9 protein-coding genes and 1 pseudogene are annotated in these 17,521 nt (G+C 38.3%); 4 read left to right on the top strand and 6 right to left on the bottom strand.

The window, feature by feature from the left end; genetic code table 11:
* Nucleotides 1-31: 31 nt before the first annotated feature.
* The 4 genes from ABMY41_RS13265 to dinG are packed head-to-tail and all read right to left on the bottom strand — an operon-like array spanning nt 32 to nt 4,382.
* Nucleotides 32-925, bottom strand: a complete 894-nt coding sequence (locus ABMY41_RS13265; RefSeq protein ID WP_289098351.1) for a histone deacetylase — start codon at nt 923-925, stop codon at nt 32-34.
* The gene (locus ABMY41_RS13270) at nt 922-1,530 is read right to left on the bottom strand and encodes a primosomal replication protein (protein ID WP_054563653.1); all 609 of its coding nucleotides are present in this window, start codon (nt 1,528-1,530) and stop codon (nt 922-924) included. Before ABMY41_RS13270 ends, ABMY41_RS13265 begins: the two co-directional genes overlap by 4 nt.
* The gene (locus ABMY41_RS13275) at nt 1,531-2,307 is read right to left on the bottom strand and encodes a TSUP family transporter (protein ID WP_289098346.1); all 777 of its coding nucleotides are present in this window, start codon (nt 2,305-2,307) and stop codon (nt 1,531-1,533) included.
* Nucleotides 2,307-4,382: an ATP-dependent DNA helicase DinG gene (gene dinG, locus ABMY41_RS13280; RefSeq protein WP_194442822.1), complete on the bottom strand. Its 2,076-nt coding sequence runs from the start codon at nt 4,380-4,382 to the stop codon at nt 2,307-2,309. Before dinG ends, ABMY41_RS13275 begins: the two co-directional genes overlap by 1 nt.
* Nucleotides 4,383-4,532: 150 nt before the next feature.
* Here dinG and ABMY41_RS13285 point away from each other — a divergent pair, with 150 nt between their 5' ends.
* The 3 genes from ABMY41_RS13285 to ABMY41_RS13295 all read left to right on the top strand — a co-directional run bounded on the left by ABMY41_RS13285 (nt 4,533) and on the right by ABMY41_RS13295 (nt 10,801).
* Complete coding sequence (locus ABMY41_RS13285) at nt 4,533-6,881, top strand: DNA polymerase II (RefSeq protein WP_349274982.1); 2,349 nt, start codon at nt 4,533-4,535, stop codon at nt 6,879-6,881.
* A gap of 258 nt (nt 6,882-7,139) precedes the next feature.
* Nucleotides 7,140-9,737: a TonB-dependent receptor gene (locus ABMY41_RS13290; RefSeq protein ID WP_289098341.1), complete on the top strand. Its 2,598-nt coding sequence runs from the start codon at nt 7,140-7,142 to the stop codon at nt 9,735-9,737.
* Between the two features lie 140 nt (nt 9,738-9,877).
* Nucleotides 9,878-10,801, top strand: a complete 924-nt coding sequence (locus tag ABMY41_RS13295) for a class I SAM-dependent methyltransferase (protein WP_289098340.1) — start codon at nt 9,878-9,880, stop codon at nt 10,799-10,801.
* 510 nt (nt 10,802-11,311) lie between these two features.
* On the opposite strand, the gene ABMY41_RS13300 is transcribed toward ABMY41_RS13295, so the two are convergent.
* On the bottom strand, nt 11,312-13,228 hold the full coding sequence (locus ABMY41_RS13300) for a S9 family peptidase (RefSeq protein ID WP_289098338.1): 1,917 nt from the start codon (nt 13,226-13,228) through the stop codon (nt 11,312-11,314).
* A gap of 1,149 nt (nt 13,229-14,377) precedes the next feature.
* On the opposite strand from ABMY41_RS13300, the gene ABMY41_RS13305 reads away from it, so the two are divergent.
* Nucleotides 14,378-17,197, top strand: coding sequence for a TonB-dependent receptor (locus tag ABMY41_RS13305; RefSeq protein ID WP_349274985.1), 2,820 nt, complete (start codon nt 14,378-14,380; stop codon nt 17,195-17,197).
* 162 nt (nt 17,198-17,359) lie between these two features.
* Here ABMY41_RS13305 and ABMY41_RS13310 read toward each other — a convergent pair.
* A pseudogene (locus ABMY41_RS13310) lies at nt 17,360-17,521 on the bottom strand (IS30 family transposase); the annotation flags it as partial.

Raw genomic sequence — 17,521 nt, forward strand, 5'->3', positions numbered from 1 at the left:
TTAAACAGTCACTTTTAGTGTATACCAAGCTTTAAAATAAATCGACAGCAGCCCTAAAAAGCTGACCGTGAACATCAACCAAACGGCTTACATTTCGTTGATAGCCACCGCCCATGGCTGCAAACACTGGGATTTCTGCTTGCTTTGCTTGGTTTAATACAAAATAGTCACGTTGATACACGCCTTCTAAACTAACTTGAAAGTGCCCTAACTCGTCATCTGTTGCGATGTCTGCGCCGGCGTTATACAAAATGATATCTGGCTGGTGGAGTCTAGTTGTTAGGGCTAAAGCTTGTTTGACGGTCTCTAGGTATTCAGCATCTGAAGTGCCATGCTCTAAGGCAAAATCGTAGTTTGATTGCTGCTTAATGCGGGGGAAGTTTTGCTGACAATGAATTGAGCAGCTAATTATTTGAGGATGTAGTTGCGTAACTTCAGCTGTGCCATCGCCTTGGTGAACGTCACAGTCAAAGATTAATACGGTGTCGGCCTGCTCAGTATCAATCAAGTGTGCAGCAGCTATCGCTAAGTCATTAAAAATACAAAAGCCACTACCATATCCTGAAAAAGCATGATGATAACCACCACTTAGGTTAAAAGCAGCACCCTGTTGTAATGCAAACTCAGCGCCTTGAATACTCGCCCCAACAGAGTAAAGTGTTCGTTCAACCAATTGGGTAGACCAAGGAAAGCCCATTTTTTTAATGGCTTTGCTATCAAGACTACCAGCTAAAAATGCGTCGACATACGCGGGGTTATGGCACAGAGTAAGCTGAGCTTTAGTGGCTTGTTGTGGGGTAATGAAATACTGTTCATCAATGAAGTTGCTGACAAGCTGTTTTAACAAGCGATATTTATCAATGGGAAAGCGGTGACGCTCAGGTAAAGCTAACGCTGAATAACTTGGATGGTAGTAAAACATTATCTCAGCTGCTGTTTCTCGACCTGTTGAATTTTGTCTTCAGTGGCAGAAATTGCCTTACGACAACGGCCAAGTCTTGCGTGTAATGCGAGTATTTCTTTGTTAATTTCGGCTGCTTGCTGTGTATTTGCAGCTTCAAGTTTTAGTTTTCGCTCTTCGATCATCAATACTAAGCGGCGTTCAAACTCATGGTTTTGCTTTAGTTCGTCATAAAGTTCATGGGATGACTGCATGATTTTTTTAACTGCTTGTTTATAAACCTGTGGTTTAGCTTTTGGCTTAAAACTGTACTTATTTTCTTTAGCCCATACAGGGGTTGATTTGATCACATTAAATACCGCCTCTACCTGAAGGGTAATGCGCTCAAGTGCATATTGGTAAGCATGGCGATGCTCAGCAGGCGGCAAGCTGTTAAGCTCATCTTCGATTTCGCTTACGTAGTCCGCTAGCTTCATACTTTTTGTGCTAAACACGGCTTTATCAAACAAACTTGGTTGGGCTTGCATATAGCGATTTTTAGCAAATAAATTACCCTTATCAAATTGTGTGGCTAATTGTTTGAGCCTTTCAATTTGTGAACGTAGTTTATCAAAAGCAGTCGATTGCATTTATAAATAAGCCTCATAGATTAACTTTAATGCTAACACTATAACCACAGTGTTAAATACTGGGCGGATCATTTTACTACCAAACTTTATTGCTGAATGTGCTCCTAACCATGCTCCAAGCATCAAGAAAAAGCCCATTGTGATACCAAGTAAAAAGTTCACATGGCCAAGCGCCACGAATGTGATCAAAGAAATAAAGTTTGAAACAAAGTTCATTGAGCGGGCAAGGCCACAGTTAAGCAACAAACTCATTTTATATAATAGGCTATTTGAGGCTGTCCAAAATGTGCCAGTGCCGGGGCCTGCTAAACCATCAAAAAAACCAAGGCCTAATCCTTGTAGCCATTGTTTAAATTTAGTTTTGCTATCAAGCTTTGGTAACTCGTTATGCTCAGTTGTACTCAAACTGCCAAATAAGCTGTAACAAGCGACTAAAATAATCACCACCGGTAGTAATTTATTTAAAAATTCAATACTTAAGTAATCAACCGCTAAAGTGCCTACGAGTGCCCCAATAGCTGTCGCTAAAATAGATGCAGCCCAAAACCGTGGGTTGAACAACTTTTTACGAAAATAAGTCACGCTGGCCGTCAATGAGCCAAAACTCGCTGCAAGTTTATTGGTACCTAAGGTGAGATGGGGCGGTAAGCCTGCAGTTAATAGCGCTGGCACAGTTAACATCCCGCCACCGCCTGCAATTGCATCAATAAAGCCCGCTGCCAGTGCGACTGCGCATAATAGTGCCCAGGTTGCTGGGTCTAAAGCTAATTCAAACATTAATAATCAATTTGTCTTTTAAAAGGTGGCAAGGTATCGAGCATGGCTTTGCCATATCGCTTGGTCACTAAACGGCGATCAAGGATAGTAATGCGACCCTGATCATTTTCTTTGCGCAGTAGTCTACCACAGCTTTGTACTAATTTCTTTGCCGCATCAGGTACGGTTATCGAAAGAAACGGGTTGCCACCTTTACTTTGCACAAACTCAGCCTGCGCTTCTTCTATTGGTGAGGTAGGCACCGCAAATGGAATTTTTGTAATTACCAGGTTTTCTAAGTATTTACCTGGTAAATCAAGACCCTCAGATAAACTTTGAGTACCAAATAAATAGCTAGCACGGCCTAAATCTACATTAGCTTTATGCTTTTTAAGCAGTGCTTCACGAGACATTTCACCTTGCACTAAGACCTCAATTCCTTTGCTACGCAGCGCTTTAACAACATGATCCATCTGCCAATAAGAGGCAAACAACACTAAATTTGCTTTTTTATCATCAAGGAACTTAGGTAATTGCTCAGCCAAGTGGTCGCTAAACGCTTTATCGGTCGGCTCAATATGGCTGGCAGGGATATGTAGCGTCGCTTGTTTTGGGTAATCAAACGGAGAAGGGACTTTTATGTATTTTACGCCTTCTTCTTTGGCAAGACCGCATTCATAGGCAAAGTGATCAAATGAACCCAATGCAGTTAAGGTGGCTGAACAAAGTACGGCACCCGCACATTGATTCCATAGTTTATCTTTTAGGTAATAGCCAACTTCAATAGGGCAATCACTGAGTAAATGGTCGTGATGGTTCTTATATTCTAAGCGTTTGATCCAGCGCGCATGGGGAATTCCTTCGCCTTTTGTCGCGTAGCTAAACCACAGCTTGTTTAATAACTCTAAACGGTTAATGTACTGACCACTTTCTGCCAAGATTGGATCAGCCACATAAGGTTTTATATCACCATCACTTACGTCTTGCACTAAGGTGTCATGCATCTTGTTGAGTGCTCTTAGGGCATCAAGGGTGGCATCGCTAATATCTTTTGCTTTGGCATGTAAAGAAGCAGGGATTTCACCATGTTCAAAACGATAGGTGTCATCACTGTTATAATTAAAGTCTGCGTTATCAAGAATATCACGCACCACTTTTAAGTTTTTACCAGCATCATTGATACTGTCACTGAGCTTAAAATTTTGCCCAATCGCTTTTTGACCTACGAGCACATTAGCCATTTTACCAGCAAATTTTACCAGTTTGTCTAGCCAGTCTATGGTGCCTTTAATGGTTGCTGCAGCAGAAGAAAAATCGCGGGTGATGTGCGCTAAATGGTGCGCTTCATCGATTACATAAATTGTATCGTCAGGCTCAGGTAGAATTTTACCGCCACCCAAATCAAGATCAGCCAGTAATAAAGAATGGTTGATCACTAGCACATCCATTTGCATAAGACGCTGACGTGCCATATGAAAAGGGCAGAGCTGATGAGCGCGCATTTGTCGTTGGCATGAATGCTTATCACAGGCAATTAAATTCCACACTTTATCAGGAATAGTATCAGCCCAGCTATCGCGGTCACCTTGCCATTGTTTTTTTGAATAAGCATCATAAAGTTGCTTTAAGCATTTAGTTTCCATATCAGAAAGCGGCGATGACAGGGTCGGCATAAACTCCATTTGCGTTTGACTGTCGCCATTAACGGCGGCACTGAGTTTTTGTGCACAGATATAACGCTGTCGACCTTTCACTAAATCAAACTTGATGTCTAGGCCAGAGTGCTCTTTAAAAAAAGGCAGCTCCTTACTAATTAACTGCTCTTGTAGGGCAACGGTTGCCGTAGAAATCACTAATTTCTTTTTCTTGGCCATCGCTAAGGGCAATGCCCCTAAACAATACGCTAACGATTTTCCGGTCCCGGTGCCTGCTTCAATAACACAAATTCGTTGGCTCTTGTGATATTCGCCAGCCAGCGTTTTTGCTATCTCGGCAACTAAATAGTTTTGACTACTTCGAGGGCGATAATCGGTGAGGTTATCAGCAACATGCTTATGAATTTGCCGAATTGTTTTTTTTAAAGAGTCAGAAAGCATGCCCAGAAAACCTAAAGTATGTATATAATTACAGTAATGAATTTTAGAGATTTAACTGGGCAACTACAAGCGACTTGTTACTTTAATTAGCTAATCAACTTAGCTTTGCTTGACTAACATGCCTAAATTATAATAAAAAGGTTTATTTACATGCAGTTAGCCTCCGGCTTTATTCTTTCCACGCAATGCTATGATAGCGCTAAGGGCATTTCGATTGTGGTGTGGATTTTATCTAAGCAAGGACCTGTAAAACTCATAAGTACACCACAAAAAGCAGTGTTCTTTATTAATGAATCTCAAATAGACGCTGCGAATAGAGTGTTTTCAGAGCATGGTATTTTTTGTGAAATTAAACCTGTGGCACTGAAGAGCTTTATGCAACAAGAAGTAGTTTCTTGTTACTTTTCATCATTAAAGCACTATTACAATGCAGCGAAACGACTCAAAGCGCAGCATATAAAAGTCTATGAGGATGATATTCGTCCTGTTGATAGATTTTTGATGGAACGTTTCATTAAAGGGTCAGTTTGGGCTCAAGGAAGGCCAATAAAAAGCCATCCATATCCTGTTTTAACAGATGCTAAGTTCAAAAAAAATAACGATTTTACGCCGCATTTTTCAAGTTTGTCGCTCGATATAGAATGTAATGGTGAAGGAGTGCTATTTTCAATAGGTCTAGTAGGGGCACACATAGATACAGTGTTGATGGTAGGCCAGCCACAAGATACCAGTGAACTTGAATTTAACCTTCATTGGTGTGTGGATGAAATTGATTTACTCAATCAGCTTTGTATACACATTGAAACTGTCGACCCTGATGTGATCATTGGTTGGAATGTGATTGAATTTGACTTTAGTGTTTTACATGCCCGTGCTGAAGCACTTGGTGTCGAATTACCGCTTGGCCGCAATAAAGAAAAGATGCAGCTGCGGCAAGGTAATTTTACCCGTATTACAATACCTGGCCGAGTAGTTGTAGATGGTATTGATACCCTAAAAAACGCCACCTATCACTACGATAGTTTTAGCCTTGCCAATGTAGCGAGTATTGAACTTGGTGAAGAGAAGCTAATCAGCACTGATAATCGCCTTGAAGAAATAATTCGCCAGTTTAATGAAGACAAACTGTCTCTTGCTAATTACAACAGACAAGATTGCATGTTAGTGCTACGGATTTTTGAAAAACTTAAGTTACTCGATTTTGCTGTTGTGAGAAGCCAACTCACCGGACTTGAATTAGAACGAATGGGTGGCTCAGTTGCGGCCTTTACAAATTTATATTTACCGTTATTGCATAGAAGTGGCTATGTAGCCCCTAATTTGGGCGATCATGGGTTAAGTTTTGACAGCCCTGGTGGTTATGTTATGTCATCGCAGCCAGGTCTATATAAGAATATCCTGGTGCTTGATTATAAGAGCCTCTATCCATCAATAATGCGCACATTTTGTATAGACCCCCTTGGCCTTATTGAAGGTTTAAAAAAGCCAGATGACGCAATAGAAGGTTTTAACCAAGCACAATTTTCACGTACTGAGCACCATCTGCCAGAGCTTATTCGTGAACTGTCAGCGACAAGACAAATAGCCAAAGATAAAAACCAGCCTATGCTCTCGCAGGCAATTAAAATCATCATGAATAGTTTATATGGTGTACTTGGCTCTAAAGGGTGTCGCTTTTATGACCCTAGATTGTCGAGCTCAATTACTTTGCGTGGCCATGAAATAATGCAAACAACCAAGCAATGGATAGAAGAGTGGGGCTACAACGTCATTTATGGTGATACAGATTCGACCTTTGTTAAGCTTGATGATGATCTAAACTCACTAAGCTGTAATGAAATTGGTACAAAACTGGCAAGTAAAATTAACAAGCGCTGGCAGCACCTTTTGCTACAAGACTATAAAATAGACAGTTTTTTAGAAATTGAGTACGAAACCCACTATAGCCCATTTTTTATGCCCACAATTAGAGGCAAAACAATGGGTTCGAAAAAGCGTTATGTAGGAAAAGTCGAGAAAAATGGCGCTTCAAAATTAGTTTTTAAGGGTATGGAAACCGTAAGAAGTGATTGGACAGAACTTGCACACGAGTTTCAGACAGAATTATTTGAAATATTATTTTCTGAAATTTACAGAGAAGAATTTATTCTTCAAGCTTTTGATAGGTATGTAAAAAAGCTTTATGCGGGTGAATTTGATTCTAAGCTAACCTATCGCAAGCGACTGGGTCAGCATCTTACTGATTACCAAAAAAACATCCCCCCTCATGTAAAAGCAGCGAAACAGTATTTAGCTGACAATCCCCACCTAATGTTTCAACGTGGTCAAATAATTGAATATGTTTACACCGCTAATGGCGCTGAGTACTACACAGGTAAACATAACTATGATTATGGCATTTATGTTAATAAACAGCTGATTCCTATTGGAGAAATGATAGTACCAGATTTTGGTTTAAAAATAGTCTCTTTGGGGGGATGTCAGATATCGCTTTTTTAAAAAAGTTAACATTTTCGTGATTCTTTAATCTTGTAATTGAATTTTCAACCAAGTTTAAAGTTTTGTGTTGTACGTTTTTTGTTCATAAAGTGGGTAAAAGTAAACTTTTTGCGCTCTCATTAAAAAATTGTAAATAAAGGGCTGGATATTTTGGTTTATTTGTTTATTATTTGTTTGTCGCAGTCCTGATGCGACAAACAAATAATAAACAAGCTTATGCTAAATATAACCACAATATAGTGGTCCAGGGAGAATCAAATGTTAAATAATAAAGTTTCAAAAGCAGTTCGCTTAGCGATTGCTTTTGGTGCAGCATCTACTGCCGCATTTTCAGTTAATTCATTTGCAGCTGAAGATGAAGAAGGTGTAGAAAAAGTAGAAAGAATTGAAGTAACAGGTTCACGTATCAAACGTGTTGATATGGCAACTGATTTACCAATCACTGTAATTGACCGTGAGGCAATTGAATTAAGTGGTGAATCATCTGTTGCAGATCTTCTTCGCAATACAACATTCAATAGTCTGGGTTCTTTCCGTCCTCAGTCTGGTAGTTCTGCACAAGGCGCAACAACTGTTAGCTTACGTGGTCTAGGTTCTGATAGAACTTTGGTTCTAGTTGATGGTCGCCGTTTGCCTAAGTCGACTTTAACAGGCTCTAGCCAAGATCTTAACTTCATCCCAATGGCTGCTGTTGAGCGTGTTGAAATTTTGTCAGACGGTGCTTCAGCACTTTATGGTTCAGATGCAATCGGTGGTGTAATCAACGTTATTACTCGTAAAGACTACAACGGTGCAGAAGTTACTATCGGTTCAGGTCGTATTGAACATGAAGGTGGTGACCGTGAAAATGGTTCTGTTGTATTCGGTGCATCTTCTGATAACGCATCTGTTTTAGCCGGTGCTTCATGGAATGGTCGTGATATTGTATACGCACGTGATTTCCCATGGTATTCACCAGGTGGTTCAGTTTATTCAAACAACTTCACAACAATGGCACAAGATGAAGATGGCAACTACATGCCAGGTGCTAGTAACTTTGATTTCTTCTCTCCAGAAGCTACTTGTGAAGGCGTTGGTAATGAAAACTTTTACCGTATTGGTGCACGTTGTGGCTTTAACTTCGCAGCAGTTTCAGCTGATGAAGCTTCAATTAAAAACCGTTCAGCTTTCGTTAAAGCGCGTTACGATATCAACGATGATTGGAGTATTTTCTCTAACATCAACGTAGCTCAAACTAAGTCATTTGGTCGTTATGCTCCAGGCCTTGATACAACAGCCTATGACTCAGATTTCATTAGTGCAGACAGCCCTAATAACCCAACTAACCCAGATAGCCCTATTTACGATGAATCTCTAGGTCTTGATCAACAACCTCTTGACTTCTGGCATCGTTTTGCAGCGCTAGGTAACCGTGATAACCACCTTTCAACCGAACTTAAAGATATTACTTTTGGTACTAATGGTATGATTGGTAATGTTTCAGTTGAAGCTGGTGCTCGTAAAACAATTAATGAAAGTCATAACGTAGGTAGTGGTTATATTCTTCGTAGTATCGCACGTCAATACATCAATGACGGCACTTATATGCTAAGCGACCCATTCGGTGCTCCTGCAGAAGTTCGTAACGCGATGACGGTAACAACTTCACGTACTGGTAAGTTCAACCAAGAAGAAGTATTCGCTAATGCTGCATTTGATATTATGGAAACTGATGCAGGTGCAATCCAAGGTTTCGTTGGTTTTGAGTATCGTTCAGAAGATTATGCTGATAACTACGATTCACTTTCTGAAGCTGGACAAGTAGGTGGTTCATCAGGTAGTTCTGCAGGTGGTGCTAGATCTGTTCGTGGTCTGTTCTTTGAAGCACTTGTTCCTGTAACTGAGCAATTTGAATTAAACTTTGCAGGTCGTTATGATGATTACTCTGACTATGGTTCAGATTTCTCACCAAAAGTGTCTGCTCGTTATAACCCAATTGATTCACTAGTATTACGTGCTTCATGGGGTAAAGGTTTCCGTGCACCATCACTTCCTGATTTGACTCAACAGCCAGCTGAATCTGCGGATTCTGTTTCTGATGACTTAACTTGTGCGGCAATTGGTGAAGAAGCAGGTTGTTCATCGCAAATCAATGCAACTGTAATTTCAAACCCTGATTTACAGTCAGAGCAATCAGAGCAAATGTCTCTAGGTGTTGTTTATCAAGCTACAGATAATATCGACTTCGAATTAGATTACTACGACATTGAAATCACGAACCGTATTCGTGCATTTAGCTCTCAATACATTATTGATGCGACATTACGTGGTGACTCACTACCACCTTCATTCACAGTTACACGTGCGCCTAATGGTGGTGTGACTAATGTAGTTCGTGGTTTTGGTAACGATGGTACTTTAGAAACATCTGGTATTGATTTCAAAGCTCGTTCAAGTTTTGACTTTGGTGATGCAGGTCGTTTAACTACAAACTTAAACTTCTCGCACATCATCGATTACTCAACAGATGGTGGTCGTAACTTCGTTAAGGATCCTGGTGTTCCTCAGCAACGTATGACAATTTCAAACGTGTATTCGTTATCTGATTTTGACTTTACTTGGAACTTAAACTTAATCGATAGCCAATGTGAAGATATCGATGATGATGGCAAATGTGTTGGTCATATTCCTACATGGGTAACACATGACCTTCAAGTAGCTTATAACACTCCTTGGAATTCAAAAATCAGCTTCGGTGCGCAAAATGCGTTCGGTAAAGAGCCACCTCTTTTTGCATATGATGGTCGTGATTACAACTTCAACCTATACTCAGGTTTTGGTCGAATCATGTACTTTAACTTCAAGCAATCTTTCTAATATTGCTTAAGTATTGAAAAAGAGCGACATATGTCGCTCTTTTTGTTTTAAGAAAATCATCTTTATAATCTAATAACTAAACTATTAATAATAATCTTCAATACAAACCTGTCACTTAAATCTAACACTTCGGAATATATATGCATTGGGATCAATATTGGAATTCAACAGAAGGCTTTTCGAGCTTTGCTGAGCTAAAGACGCAGTTTGGTTACCCACAAGAGGTACTTGAACTTTGGGAAAATACCCTTTTAAATGTTGAAGATAAAGAACTAAAGATACTCGACTTAGCTACAGGGAAGGGGGTTTTGGCCATTTGGCTGAAAATGATAGCTGTTAAAAAACATTATAATATTGATGTTTTTGCATGTGATGCCGCGAACCTGGATGTAACTAGTATTCGGTCTAATGATCAATTAATTATGAATATGATTAAGCAAGTAGAATTTTCATTTTCTACAAAGCTTGAGAATCTTCCCTATAAAACTGACTATTTTGATTTAGCCGTGAGTCAGTTTGGTTTTGAGTACTCATCGTGGGATTTATCACTAAAGGAACTTTGCCGAGTATTGAAGAAAGGTGGCCGAGCCGTACTTGTAGTTCATAGTAAAGACTCGCCTGTGACATGCAATTCAAGAGCTGGAATATATGTTATGAAAGTTCTTATCAAAATGAAATTGTTTGAACAGTTGGAGGATTTGGTTAGAATCAAAATTTCAAAAGACTCTCATGAGTTTAATGTTAGAAATAAGGAGCTTATTGCAAATTTAAATAGACTTCCGCTCGGAAATGAACATTTAGAATGGTTTCAAGATATTATTAATAATATTTCAAAAATAATGAGAAATATTAACTCGAACTCATTATTAGCGATAGAAAAATTAAAAATAAATGTTAATTATCAATTACACCGCTTGGAGGAGCAGGTCAGTGCATCATTAACAAAAAATGAAATTTATAAGGCCTTTGATAATCAAAATAATAAACTGAAATTAGAAAATGTTTCATCTTTAATCGTTGAGGAGGAACATTTTGCTTGGGTTGTCTCTTGCGAAGCCTACTAAAGAGAAAGCGCAACTTAGATAATAGAAGTAAGTGTATGAAAAAAGCTTTAATACTGTTACCTTGATATTATGCTTTTGGTCTTGAGTCTTAATTAAGGCCAATCAGCAATAATGCTTAATCATTTTGAAGGGTTTAACCTACCGCTACCTGTGTTAAAAAATTCTAATATAGTACAACTAAATAACGAGTTTTTTACCTTGTTATCAATAAGGTTTTATTGCCTCAAAATAGAACGCTTAATTAAAAGAATTTGTATAAGAATTTTAATAAGAGTCTATTAATTGCTTTCAATCTTTATGGCTAAAGAATATGAAAAATTAAAGTTAGCCTTCGTCTACTTTATTGTTTTAATAATGATTGCATTATAAATTGGTGTGATGTATTGACTAAGGTAAGACTCTTGATTTTCCTATGAGATAACTGAGTTGTCTTATTAACTTCACAATGTAAATAAGGCAACTCGGGTTATCCCTAGATTATATATTTATTGATTACTGAGTTAACTTAAACTAATTTTTTAAGTTCTCACCTAAAAAGTGGGTCATCTTTTTATAAAAATCTGTTCGATTTTTTGGTTTGTGATAGCCATGACCTTCATCTCTAACCATCGATTCGTAAGGGTAGTTTATCTTATCCAACTCACCTGTAAGTGCTTCGTATTGTTCCATTGGTACTCGGATATCATCTGAGCCATGAGCGATAAATAGCTTGGCTTTAATTTTATCTACATTATAAGCTGGAGAGCGAGCTTTTAAATCATTTTGATCAGTTCCATGAATTGTTTCTAGAAACTTTACGCCTGAGTCACTTTTTGGAGTATCACCACTATTGAACATTTCAGGCAGTGAATAAACGCCGACATAGCCTATGGCGCATTTGTACAAGTTAGGCTCTCTAACAACGCCCATTAAGGCTGCATATCCACCATAACTGCCACCATATATACAAATCCTGTCTTCATTTATAATTTTTTCACTAATTGCCCACTTAGTTGCATCTGTGACATCATCTTGCATTGTAGTGCCCCAGTTTTTATAGCCACTTTTTTGAAATTCAGTTCCATATCCCCCAGATCCTCTGTAGTTAACTTGTAAAACAGCATAACCTAAACTCGCTAGGTATTGGGCTTCAGCATTGAAATCCCAATAGTCTCTTACGCCATGGGGACCGCCATGTAGCATGACAACGGCTGGAAATGGCTGTTTGCTATTATTAGGTATTGTTAAATAACCATTTAAAGTCACGCCGTCTCTAGCACTTATTCTAAAAGGTTCTACTGTTGCTAATAGTTTTTTGTCTATACTACCATTCATAGAGGATATAAATTTTGCTTTTTTTGATTTTGAATCATAAAGGTAAAACTCAGTAGGTGATTTATCAGCTGATATTGCAAATACAGAAAGCCCTTTCTCTTTAGAATGACTTGTAAATCTGAGTCTGTAATTACGAAATGAGTCACTCAGTTTTTTTAATAATTTACTATCTTTGCTATCTGAAAAGTAATAAAAATTAGGATAGTCCGGATCATATGTCACACCGATAACTTCACCTGATAAGCCATATATAGGTGTTGAGATATCGACATCTTCATTTGCTATTATTTTTTTTAACTCATCAGTTTCTAAGTTAAATGAAAACACTGCAGAATTCTTAGTTGTCGAATCATTAATGAAATATGCTATGTTACCTGATTTATTCATTCCTAAGATTGATAGATTATCTCCCTTTTGAAATTTGAGGATATCTAGATTGAAACTTTCCCAGTTCGAGTTAGGCTTTTTTTTATAGAAGAGACTTAATTCACCTTCACCCATTTTATGGTCTTCTTCTTCAGTGTAGCTGAACGCAATTCTAGGGTTACCTGTTATATCAGCAATCATACCGAAAACATCTTCTTTTGGTTGATCTGCTTGATAACTTGAGCGACCATTGTAAATATTAACCTTATGAACTTTAACAGCAAAATCATCGGCGAAATGCTGCTTTGTAACTAATATATGCTCTTTATCATCAGGCAGTATACTGACGATACTATATAAGGATGTTTGTGAGGCTAATAGTTCTCGTCTGTTTGAACCATCATAATTTGATGCAACATAATATGGTCTTCCTCCTTTAGTATCTAAATATCCGACAGTCTTTCTAACAGCCATAATAAAGCGTTCGTCATTAACCCAAGTTACATTAAATATTTTCTGGTACTCGCCAAAAGCAAAACTTGATAAAACTTTATTAGTTTTTCTTTCTAGGATTACCAGCTTTAGCTCTGTTTCTTCCTGATAGGTTATTGAATAATAATCCCCAGATGGAGATATCTTGACCTGTTGATAGTCTTTATTGTTGAAAAAATCTTCAATTGAATTCGTCGCAAAAGTGACTGAACTAAAAAATGCGATCAGAATTGGTAGAATTTTTATAATTTTCATATAATTCCTTTATCTATTTTATTTATCTGTTACCAATTTGGTACACTAAATAATATCAGAGCATGAAGTTTTTTACATGTAATTTCTCCGGTTGAAGAATTTTTTTTCAATAGTTCATGATATTAAAAAATTTAGGCTTGTGTTGGTAAAATAAAGCCTTAATAGACAATGGCTTATCATCAAGAGTGCCTGACTTATAAGTCAATAAGTTTGTTTTGATTAATGTTATTATAATCTTAAAAGCTAATATCTTTAAGGGTGTATGTTTTTAATGATGCAGCTGGCTCGATTTTTAGATATGTAAGGGTACGTTGTTAAAAAGGTTAATCACCGGTAAGTGATGTTAAGGTTTGAGTGTTTATTAAAATGTAATTTATTCTTAAGTTTATGTTAAATATGGTTTTTTAAGCTTTGAATGTTTGAGCTAATAAAAGGCGAGCAGGTTTTGTCATGTGGAAGACTTATGAAATACTTTTAAATTTAGTTGTTTTTACTTGGTTAGGAGGTGAAAATATTAATTAAAAGGCTTTTAAATAATTAGATTATAATAAAGTGATTGAGTAACTTATTCACTCTAACTTAGCAAAATATAAGACTTCCCCTTTTCAGCCTCACAAAGGTAAGCAGTACGTTCTAACGCAACTAAGGCTCAGCATTTACTAAGCAGCTAAATTATACATCTTGTAGTGTCGAACGCCGACCAAAATTTAAAGTCAGACCTTAAAGTTTTAAATTTATGGGTAAAAGTAACTATTTTTATATTGTTGAAGGTGGTCTGTGAAAATAACAAGGAGGTGAAAATTAAATGAAATTTATTTTTATACAAAAATGATGAAATACCCCATGAAAAAAATGAAATAATAAATTATTAAGGAAGCGTTAAGGCTTTTTCTATATGGCTTTAAGCTAGTTTAAGTTTTTTATTGTTTCGATTTTTTAAATTAATGTTAAGTGCCTGTAATACAATCCTCCCTAAAATGTCCATGTTTTTGAAACTAGTTATTAACATTCAGAACCAGTGGTTAAAAACCTGTTGACCAAATATCATTTCTAATATTAACCTGTAGTGCCTTTTATGGGTACCAGTGCCCATTAAGGGTATATATAACTTTATAGAGTCATAACATGGATATGACCAGGGAGATTCAAATGTTAAATAATAAAGTTTCAAAAGCAGTTCGCCTAGCGATTGCTTTTGGTGCAACATCAACTCTATTCTCAGCTTCTACATTAGCTGCAGATGAAGGAGCAGAAAAAGTAGAGCGTATCGAAGTAACGGGGTCTCGCATCCGTTCTACTGACCTTGAAACCGCGCAGCCAATTCAAACAATAAGCCGTGAAGATATAGCTAATCAGGGGTTCACTTCAGTTATTGACCTGATTGAAAATATGTCGGCAGCTGGCTCGCCTCCAATTAGCCGTTCAGAGCCTCTAGTGTCAGGCGAGAATGTAGGTGGTAACTACGTCAACCTTCGTAATTTAGGAGCTAGTCGTACATTAGTTCTCATTAACGGTAAACGTTTAGGTATCACTACTTCTGGTTATCAAGATATCTCTGCTATTCCAATGGGAATGGTTGAGCGTATTGATGTATTAAAAGATGGCGCGTCTGCAATGTATGGTTCAGATGCAATGGCAGGTGTTGTTAATATTATTACTCGTAAGAATTACGAGGGCCTTGAATTCACTGTATATGGTGGTGGCTACGATGACGGTGATGGCGAGAAGAAAAACATTAGTATGGTTACAGGTTTTTCTGGTGAAAAGGGATCTATTACTTTAGGCGCTGAGTGGCGTGATGAAAGTGATGTATGGGCAAGAGATCGCTCATTCTCAGAAGTATCATACCCAGGATATGATATTCCAAATAACCGCACCTTAGTGGGCCAATATGGTCGCTTTTATTACAACGATCAATGGTGGGTTGCTAAGCGTCCTGGAAATGCTTCATCATTTGATGATTTCGAGCCTCAAACTTATGAGAATGGTTCAAGTAATTCAATTGACCAAATGCATTTAGAAACACCGTTAAGTGCGCGTTCTCTCTATGTAAGCTCTAATTACGATATTACTGATAGTGTTAGCTTTACAAGTGACATTGGTTACAGTGAGCGTGAAGCTCTGCGTCAGGTAGCTGGTTATCCTTATCAATCTGCTTCAGATGGCTTTGTGCTTAGTGGAGACAGCTACTTTAATCCGGTAGGTGAAGATGTTTCATTTACTCGCCGTGGCTGGGAAGTGCCGAGAACAACTGAAAGTAATCAAGATACTTTACGCTTTACAGCTGCACTAGAGGGGTCATTTGAACTAGCGAATCGTTATTTTGACTGGGATGTTGGTGGTGTCTATAGCAAGAGTACAACTGTTCAAGTTGATAATGGTAACTTCTACAAGCCAGCAATTGAAGCGGCAACGGGTCCTTCGTTCTTAAACGCATCAGGAGAAGTCCAGTGCGGTACAGAAGATAATCCAATTTCTTCAGCTGAGTGTGTGGCATGGAACCCTTTAGCTGGATTTGGAGCAGGAGCTGTAGAAAATTCTTTGGCTGATCCAGATGTGCAAGACTTCTTGTATCCAACACTTCATTACCGCGGTGAAACACAAACCACAATGTACTTTGCAAACATCAGTGGTTTACTTGCTGAACTTCCTGCCGGTGCTTTAACCTTTGCACTAGGAAGTGAGCATCGAAAAGAAACAGGCCAGTATAACCCAGATGCACTTGCTCAATTAGGCCAAAGCACAACACTTGCATCTGGTGCAACTGGCGGTGGTTACGACGTAACTGAGGCTTATGCTGAATTAAATGTACCAATCTTATCAGATGTTGTTGGTGCTAAAGCATTGAACGTTAGTCTTGCGACTCGCTACTCTGATTACAGTACTTTTGGAGATACAACAAATAGTAAAGTAGGTATTGAATGGCGACCTAACGATGATTTATTAGTTCGTGGTACATGGGCTGAAGGTTTCCGTGCACCTACTATTAGTAATTTATATGGTGGTGGCTCACAAACATTTACTACAGGCTTTATTGATCCGTGTGACTCTGTTTATGGTACAGCTGCTGGTTCAGCACGTTGTTTACAAGATGTACCTGCTGATTATCGTCAGTTACAACAAGGCTTCGTGCCTACAACGGGGCCTGCAGCTCAGACACCTGTGCCGTTTAATAGTGGTTCAAACCCTCTTTTGCAACCAGAAGAGTCAACAAGTAAAACAGTCGGTTTTGTTTACAACCCAAGCTATGTTGAAAACCTAGACATAATACTAGATTGGTGGAGCATTAAAATCACAGACACTGTTGTATCTGATTCACCGAATGAAATCTTAAAAGACTGCTATATCGGGGGAGATGAATCTCGCTGTGCAATGTTCTCACGTGATCCAAATAATTCTATTGTTAATGATTTAACCTATGGTACTCGAAACGCAGGTTTCACAGAAACATCAGGTATTGACCTTTCATTAGCTTATGCATTTGAAACTGGCTTTGGTGATTTCCGTGCAACATTAGATAGCACATACTTGTTGAAGTATGATTCTAAGTCGACAAATGATCCAACAACTAAAGTTGAATCGGATGTAGGCCATGCAGATACATTCAGAACTCGAGCTAACTTTGGTTTGAACTGGACATATGGAGATTTCAGTGCAAATTGGGCAATGCGTTATTTCTCATCAATGCGTGAAGATTGTTACTTTGAAGATCGTTGTAGTGATCCTAACTTTGAACGTGATTGGACGAATGGTGTAGTAGTACCTAAAAATAAAGTTGGCTCTACTACTTTCAATGATCTGCAATTGACGTATAGCACACCGTGGGAATCAAAACTATCTGTTGGTGCAAACAATATTTTTGATAAGCGCGGTCCTATTATGTATTCAGGCCCAAGTTCAACATATTCTTATTATGGCGGTTTCGATATTGGTCGTCAGCTGTACTTCCGCTACTCACAAAGCTTCTAATTAAGTTAATATTATTAAGCCCATTACAGTGTAGTGGGCTTTTTGTTGTAATTACAGTTTCTTGTACTGGTTGTTAGAGTGCCTGTTATATCAGTTATATTTAAATAAACTTAGACTATTTATTAAGCGCGAATTCAACCCCGAAGTGCACCACTCGCTAAATTAGGCCGCATTGCGTAATTCGTTAAACACAACGGCAGGCTGTTTGTAACCTAGGCACTTTCTAGGTCTGGCGTTTAGCGCACGTTCTATATCGGCCACCTGCTTATCCGTTACCGTTCTTAAATCCGTGCCTTTGCGTATGTACTGGCGCAGTAAACCGTT

Source organism: Pseudoalteromonas sp. BZA4 (genome assembly GCF_040104395.1).
Taxonomy (GTDB): Bacteria; Pseudomonadota; Gammaproteobacteria; order Enterobacterales; family Alteromonadaceae; genus Pseudoalteromonas.

Excerpts from the sequence above, each read along its gene's own strand:
- ABMY41_RS13275 (WP_289098346.1), bottom strand. The coding sequence starts at position 2,307 with ATGTTTGAATTAGCTTTAGACCCAGCAACCTGGGCACTATTATGCGCA.
- ABMY41_RS13285 (WP_349274982.1), top strand. The coding sequence starts at position 4,533 with ATGCAGTTAGCCTCCGGCTTTATTCTTTCCACGCAATGCTATGATAGC.
- ABMY41_RS13270 (WP_054563653.1), bottom strand. The coding sequence starts at position 1,530 with ATGCAATCGACTGCTTTTGATAAACTACGTTCACAAATTGAAAGGCTC.
- ABMY41_RS13290 (WP_289098341.1), top strand. The coding sequence starts at position 7,140 with ATGTTAAATAATAAAGTTTCAAAAGCAGTTCGCTTAGCGATTGCTTTT.
- ABMY41_RS13300 (WP_289098338.1), bottom strand. The coding sequence starts at position 13,228 with ATGAAAATTATAAAAATTCTACCAATTCTGATCGCATTTTTTAGTTCA.
- dinG (WP_194442822.1), bottom strand. The coding sequence starts at position 4,382 with ATGCTTTCTGACTCTTTAAAAAAAACAATTCGGCAAATTCATAAGCAT.
- ABMY41_RS13305 (WP_349274985.1), top strand. The coding sequence starts at position 14,378 with ATGTTAAATAATAAAGTTTCAAAAGCAGTTCGCCTAGCGATTGCTTTT.
- ABMY41_RS13295 (WP_289098340.1), top strand. The coding sequence starts at position 9,878 with ATGCATTGGGATCAATATTGGAATTCAACAGAAGGCTTTTCGAGCTTT.